Source organism: Paraburkholderia sp. BL18I3N2, from assembly GCF_003001875.1.
Taxonomy (GTDB): Bacteria; Pseudomonadota; Gammaproteobacteria; order Burkholderiales; family Burkholderiaceae; genus Paraburkholderia; species Paraburkholderia phytofirmans.
On record NZ_PVNC01000003.1, the window covers coordinates 753,412 to 760,206 of the forward strand.

Below are 6,795 nucleotides of genomic sequence, written 5' to 3' on the forward strand. Positions count from 1 at the left end.
CGCTGGATCGCGCGGCCAGCGGTCTAGCCACCTCGATCGTCGAACGATCCATCTATGGCGGCGGCAGCCGCGCCGGCAGAGCCCGCAGCAATACCCGTCATCTCGCCGCGGCTCCTCCGCCACCCCGCCGGCGGCATTCCGAACTCGCGCTTGAAAGCCCGATTGAACGCCGCCTCCGACTCATATCCCACCTGGTCCGCCACCGCCGCCAGCGACTTCGTGCCGCCACGCAACTCCTGCGCGGCGATCTGCAAACGCCAATGCGCGAGATACTGCATAGGCGGCTGACCGAGCAACTGCGTAAATCGCTGCGCCAGCGCCGAGCGGGACAAGCCGGCTTTGCGCGCCAGCTCATCGACCGTCCACCCGTGCGCAGGCTGCGCATGCATCAACGCGAGCGCTCGACCGACGAACCGATCCCCCACGCCCGCGAGCCAGCCCTTCCGATCGGACGGCAGCGCATCGATACAACGCCGCACCGCCTCCACGAAAAGCAGCTCCGAAAGCCGCGCAAGAACGATCGCGCTGCCTACGCGCCATTCCGCGGCCTCCGCCGCCGCGAACCGTAGCGACGATTCGAGCCACGCGGACTGCGGATCGTTGCGCATGTCGACCTTGAAGATGCGAGGCAGCGCGGACAGCACCGGGTTGCTCAAGGTGTCGTCGCACGCGAGAAAGCCGCACACCAGACGCGTGCGGTCTCCGCCACCGCCGTAGTGAAGCGCCATTACCTGCCCCGGTGCATTGCGCAACTGACTCTCGAGCAGTTCGCCAGTGGGTCCGGGCGTGATGTCGAGCGAACTGCCAAGCAGATGCGCCTCGCCTTGCGGCACGACAAGCAGTTCGCCGGCAGCCACGTAAATAGCGGACCCGAGGTCGTCAGCGAGCGAAGCCCAGCAGCCTCCCTCGGTGATCAGATGGTAGGAGACGATACGTTCGGCCGGAGGAAGAAAGCTGCCGCACAACCCTGCGTCAGCCTGGCCGTACAAACACCACGGTGCGGTGAAGTCGCCATTTAAATACACCGCGCCACCGAGGCGAACCAGGCGAAGCACGTCGGAGAGAGCGTCCATCGTTGTCCAGGAACTTCGGCGTCCTGCGCAAAAGATCTGGACGCCTGGTCATTCATCGATTTGACAGTCGCACCGATACTAGCATCCATGCGAATCCCTTACAACAATGCTAAGGATTCTTGAATGAATCGAATACTTAACCGCAATTAAGGAGGCACCACATGCGTTGATAAACCTTGGCGCACTAACACTAGCGTGCATCGCACAACTTTTTCTCTGGAGCATCTCCATGTCTGAAGTCCATTCTTCTTCACAAACCTCCGAATTCGCTGACGTCAAAGCGCGCCAGCACGCCGCGTGGGAAACGGGCAATTACGCCGTCGTCGGCACAACGCTACAGATCGTCGGAGAAAACCTTTGCGAAGCACTCGACCTGCGCGCCGGCAGCCGCGTGCTCGATGTCGCGGCGGGAAACGGCAACGGCACGCTCGCCGCCGCGCGCCGCTGGTGCGACGTCACCTCGACCGACTACGTGGCCTCGCTGCTCGATGCGGGAAAGGCTCGCGCGCAAGCGGAAGGTCTGACAGCGGTCCAGTTCCGCGAGGCCGACGCCGAAGCGCTGCCCTACGCAGACGCCTCCTTCGATGTCGTCATCTCGACCTTCGGCGTCATGTTCACGCCGAATCAGGAGAAAGCGGCAAGCGAACTGGCGCGCGTATGCAGACCCGGTGGCAAGATCGGCCTCGCGAACTGGACACCCGATAGCTTCATCGGCCAGGTGTTCAAGACGATCGGTAAGTATCTGCCGCCGCCGCCCGGTCTCAAGTCGCCGGCGCTGTGGGGCACCCGGGCGCGGCTCGACGAGCTGTTTCACGGCAGTGCGCGCAGTGTCGTCGTGACGAGCCGCGAATTCATGTTCCGATACCACTCGCCGGCGCATTGGCTCGAGGTGTTCCGGACTTACTACGGCCCGATCAACAAGGCATTCGCCGCAATGGACGGCGAACGGCAAGCAGCCTTCCAGCTCGATCTGATGACGCTGATGGAAAGCCGCAACCGGTCAGGCGACGGGACACTCGTGCTGCCTAGCGAGTATCTCGAGATCGTGATGGTGCGGCAATGAACGGGGTCGGCCGCGTACTGGCCGGCGCGGCTGTCTATTTTTTCGATCGATGGCCACAGGCCAGCGCCGTCGGCTTGCGGTGTATATCGCTAGCTTTCGGCCTGCCGCTGTTTTCGTCCGTTTGTTTCTTCGGTCTTCGGTTCGTTCTCGCCAGCATCGGGCTGACGTCTTAGGCTTCGCCGTTGCATCAAAACCCGTTTGCCGGCTTCGTCCCTTGCGGACGAAGCCGGGCATTCGGCTTACCGCTCCTGCGGCACCCGCACCCAGCCTTCCATCAGCACCCGCGCGCTGCGGCTCATGATGGCCTTGGTCACCGTCCACTCGCCGCCGCTTTCGCTCGCCTCGGCGCCGACCCGCAACGTGCCGGAAGGATGACCGAAGCGCACCGATTCTTTCGCGCCGCCGCCCGCCGCGAGATTCACCAGCGTGCCAGCAATCGCCGCCGCAGTGCCGATGGCCACCGCGGCCGTGCCCATCATCGCGTGATGCAGCTTGCCCATCGACATCGCGCGCACCAGCAGATCGACGTCGCCCGCGCCGATCTGCTTGCCGCTCGATGCCACGTACGCAGCCGGCTTCGCGACGAACGCCACCTTCGGCGTATGCTGGCGCGTCGCGATCTCGTCGAGGTTCTTGATGAGCCCCATGCGCAACGCCCCATGCGCGCGGATCGTCTCGAACATCACGAGCGCCTTGTCGTCGCTATTGATGGCGTCCTGCAACTCCGTGCCCTTGTAGCCGATCGACTCGGCATCGACAAAGATGGTCGGAATGCCCGCGTTGATCATGGTCGCCTTCAGCGTGCCGACGCCAGGCACTTCCAGATCGTCCACCAAATTGCCGGTGGGGAACATCGAGCCGCCCGCACCCTCTTCTTCCGCAGCCGGATCCATGAATTCGAGCTGCACTTCCGCCGCCGGAAACGTGACGCCGTCGAGTTCGAAATCGCCGGTTTCCTGCACGGCGCCGTCGGTCATCGGCACGTGCCCGATGATCGTCTTGCCGATATTCGCCTGCCAGATGCGCACGACAGCCACGCCATCGCGCGGAATCCGGCTCGGGTCGACGAGACCCGAGCTGATCGCGAACGGCCCGACCGCTGCCGAGAGATTGCCGCAATTGCCGGTCCAGTCGATGAACGCCTTATCGATCGATACCTGCCCGAACAGGTAATCCACGTCGTGATCCGGCCGGCTGCTTTTGGCGATGATCACCGTCTTGCTGGTGCTGGACGTCGCGCCGCCCATGCCGTCGATCTGCTTGCCGTACGGGTCGGGGCTGCCGATCACGCGCATCAGCAGCGCGTCGCGCGCGGCGCCGGGCACTTGGGCCGCTTCGGGCAAATCTTGCAGGCGGAAGAACACGCCCTTGCTGGTGCCGCCACGCATGTAGGTGGCCGGAATCTTGATCTGGGGTTGGTGGGCCATGAAAATCGTGTCCTGATGTGGGCGGGTGATATGGCAGAGCGTGCCACGCCACCCGTTGCCGCGTTAAAACGTCCGCCGCCTCAAGCCGCCTTCTTCGACGACTCGAGAAAGTCCTGCGCAAAGCGTTGCAACACGCCGCCGGCTTCGTAGATGGAAACCTCTTCGGCGGTATCGAGCCGGCACGTCACCGGCACCTCGACCCGCTCGCCGTTCTTGCGATGAATCACGAGCGTAAGGTCCGCACGCGGTTTGCGTTCGCCGACCACGTCGAAGGTTTCCGTGCCGTCGATTGCCAGCGTGAGCCGGTTCACACCCGGCTTGAACTCTAGCGGCAGCACACCCATGCCCACCAGATTCGTGCGGTGGATGCGCTCGAATCCTTCGGCGACGATCGCTTCCGCGCCGGCCAGACGCACGCCCTTCGCCGCCCAGTCACGCGACGAACCCTGGCCATAGTCCGCGCCGGCAATCACGATCAGCGGCTGCTTGCGTTCCATGTAGGTTTCGATCGCCTCCCACATGCGCGTGACCTTGCCCTCGGGTTCGATGCGCGCGAGCGATCCCGCTTTCACCTTGCCGTCTTCGAGCACCATCTCGTTCTTCAGCGTCGGGTTGGCAAAGGTCGCGCGCTGCGCCGTGAGGTGATCGCCGCGGTGCGTCGCATACGAATTGAAGTCTTCTTCCGGCAAGCCCATCTTGGCCAGATATTCGCCCGAAGCGCTGTCCGCCAGAATCGCGTTGGACGGTGACAGGTGATCGGTCGTGATGTTGTCGCCAAGCACGGCGAGCGGACGCATGCCTTTCAAAGTGCGCTCGCCGGCAAGCGCGCCTTCCCAATACGGCGGACGGCGAATGTAGGTGCTCATCGGACGCCAGTCGTAAAGCGGATCGGCTTTCTCGCCGGTATCGACGGATACGGCGAACATCGGCTCATACACCTTGCGGAATTGCTCCGGCTTCACGCTCGACGCGACGATCGCGTCGATCTCCGCATCCGTCGGCCAGATGTCCTTCAGCGTGACGGCTTGGCCGTCGGCATCGATACCGAGCACATCTTTCTCGATGTCGAAACGGATCGTGCCCGCAATCGCATACGCCACCACCAGCGGCGGCGACGCCAGGAAAGCCTGCTTCGCGTATGGATGAATGCGGCCGTCGAAGTTGCGATTGCCCGACAGCACGGCGGTCGCATACAGATCGCGCTCGACGATCTCCTTCTGGATCACCGGATCCAGCGCACCGGACATGCCATTGCACGACGTGCACGCATACGCGACCACGCCGAAGCCCAGCTGCTCCAACTCCGGCAACAGCCCGGCCTCTTCGAGATACAGCGTGACCGCCTTCGATCCCGGCGCGAGCGAGGTTTTTGCCCACGGCTTGCGAGTCAGTCCGCGGCGGTTCGCGTTACGCGCCAGCAAACCGGCTGCGATCATGTTGCGCGGATTGTTGGTGTTCGTGCAGCTCGTGATCGCGGCGATGATCACCGCGCCGTCCGGCATCAAACCCGGCTCGTTCTCCACCTTGCCGCTGATGCCGCGCGCCGCCAGTTCCGACACCGGCAACCGGCGATGCGGGTTCGACGGCCCGGCGAGCGTGCGCACCACCGTCGACAGATCGAACTTCAGCACGCGTTCGTATTCGGCGTTCACGAGGCTGTCAGCCCACAGGCCGGCTTCCTTCGCGTAAGTTTCCACCAGCTTGACAAGCTCGTCGTCGCGGCCGGTGAGCTTCAGATACTTGATGGTCTGTTCGTCGATCGAGAACATCGCGGCCGTCGCGCCGAATTCGGGCGCCATATTGGCGATGGTCGCGCGGTCGCCCAGCGTCAGCTTGGCCGTGCCCGCGCCGTAGAATTCGAGGTACGCGCCGACCACTTTTTCCTTGCGCAGGAATTCGGTCAACGAGAGCACCACGTCGGTCGCCGTGATGCCTTCGGCCGGCTTGCCCGTCAGTTCCACGCCGACGATATCCGGCAGGCGCATATACGACGCGCGGCCCAGCATCACGCTTTCCGCTTCGAGCCCGCCCACGCCGATCGCGATCACGCCGAGCGCGTCCACCATCGGCGTATGCGAGTCGGTGCCGACCAGCGTATCGGGGAACGCCACGCCGTCTTTCACCTGCACGACCGGGCTCATGCGCTCAAGGTTGATCTGATGCAGGATGCCGTTGCCCGGCGGAATCACGTCCACGTTCCTGAACGCGCGCTTGGTCCAGTTGATGAAGTCGAAGCGGTCTTCGTTACGGCGATCTTCGATCGCGCGGTTCTTCGCGAACGCATCCGGATCGAAGCCACCGCACTCGACGGCGAGCGAATGGTCGACCACGAGTTGCGTCGGCACCACCGGATTGACCAGCGCCGGATCGCCGCCTTGCGCGGCAATCGCGTCGCGCAGGCCGGTCAGGTCGACGAGCGCCGTCTGGCCGAGAATGTCATGACACACCACGCGCGCCGGGAACCACGGGAAATCCAGCTCGCGCTTGCGTTCGATGATCTGCCTGAGCGACGCGGTCAACGTGGCCGGATCGCAACGGCGCACGAGGTTTTCGGCGAGCACGCGCGACGTGTACGGCAGTTTGTCGTAAGCGCCGGGCTGGATCGCGTCGACTGCGGCGCGCGTGTCGAAGAAATCGAGCTGGGTGCCGGGAAGGCGTTTGCGGTTTGCAGTATTCATGGCGTAGGGGACAAAACAGTAATGATCCGGGGACGATGGCGGCGGCCGATCACGATCGGCGGCCCCTTTTTTTATAGCGTTTCCCTGGCGGGCCAGTCAGGCAGTACGTGTAGTTTAGCGCGCGGCGCCGTGCGGCTCGGGTTTGCAGGCGGCCGCGCGAATGCGCCGCAAAAAACGGCCTTGGCCCGGGGTTTCAGCGAGCCAAGGCCCAACTTCATTGCGCCGCGCTCTTTAGACGCAATGGAGGAGAAACGCTTGCCTGCGCGTGGCTACACGCTCACGCAATCGACGGCGAAGAAGACGCCCCTGAAGACGTCTTCAAAGCACTCTCAAACACGCTTGGCGAGCGGCACGAACGGTAGATCGTCGGGTCCGGTGTAATTCGCGCTCGGACGGATGATCTTGTTGTCGATGCGCTGCTCGATGATGTGCGCGCTCCAACCCGCCGTGCGAGCGATGACGAAGAGCGGCGTGAACATCGCCGTGGGCACGCCCATCATGTGATACGAGACCGCGCTGAACCAGTCGAGATTCGGGAACATCTTCTTCGCCTC

At 63.7% G+C, this 6,795-nt stretch carries 5 protein-coding genes; 1 reads left to right on the top strand and 4 read right to left on the bottom strand.

The annotated features are described in order from the left end of the window. Nucleotides 1-23: 23 nt before the first annotated feature. Nucleotides 24-1,073, bottom strand: coding sequence for an AraC family transcriptional regulator (locus B0G75_RS13155; protein ID WP_106305522.1), 1,050 nt, complete (start codon nucleotides 1,071-1,073; stop codon nucleotides 24-26). A 229-nt stretch (nucleotides 1,074-1,302) separates the two neighbouring features. Here B0G75_RS13155 and B0G75_RS13160 point away from each other — a divergent pair, with 229 nt between their 5' ends. Continuing rightward, entirely contained in the window at nucleotides 1,303-2,136 is an 834-nt protein-coding gene (locus B0G75_RS13160) for a class I SAM-dependent methyltransferase (protein ID WP_106305525.1), read from the top strand. 239 nt (nucleotides 2,137-2,375) lie between these two features. On the opposite strand, the gene prpF is transcribed toward B0G75_RS13160, so the two are convergent. The 3 genes from prpF to B0G75_RS13175 all read right to left on the bottom strand — a co-directional run. Continuing rightward, nucleotides 2,376-3,563 (bottom strand): 2-methylaconitate cis-trans isomerase PrpF, encoded by a 1,188-nt coding sequence (prpF, locus tag B0G75_RS13165; RefSeq protein ID WP_106305528.1) that lies wholly within the window; start codon nucleotides 3,561-3,563, stop codon nucleotides 2,376-2,378. Between the two features lie 80 nt (nucleotides 3,564-3,643). After that, nucleotides 3,644-6,241: a Fe/S-dependent 2-methylisocitrate dehydratase AcnD gene (gene acnD, locus B0G75_RS13170; protein ID WP_106305531.1), complete on the bottom strand. Its 2,598-nt coding sequence runs from the start codon at nucleotides 6,239-6,241 to the stop codon at nucleotides 3,644-3,646. Between the two features lie 329 nt (nucleotides 6,242-6,570). After that, nucleotides 6,571-6,795: citrate/2-methylcitrate synthase (locus B0G75_RS13175; protein WP_308705807.1), on the bottom strand; the 225-nt coding region annotated here is incomplete at its 5' end.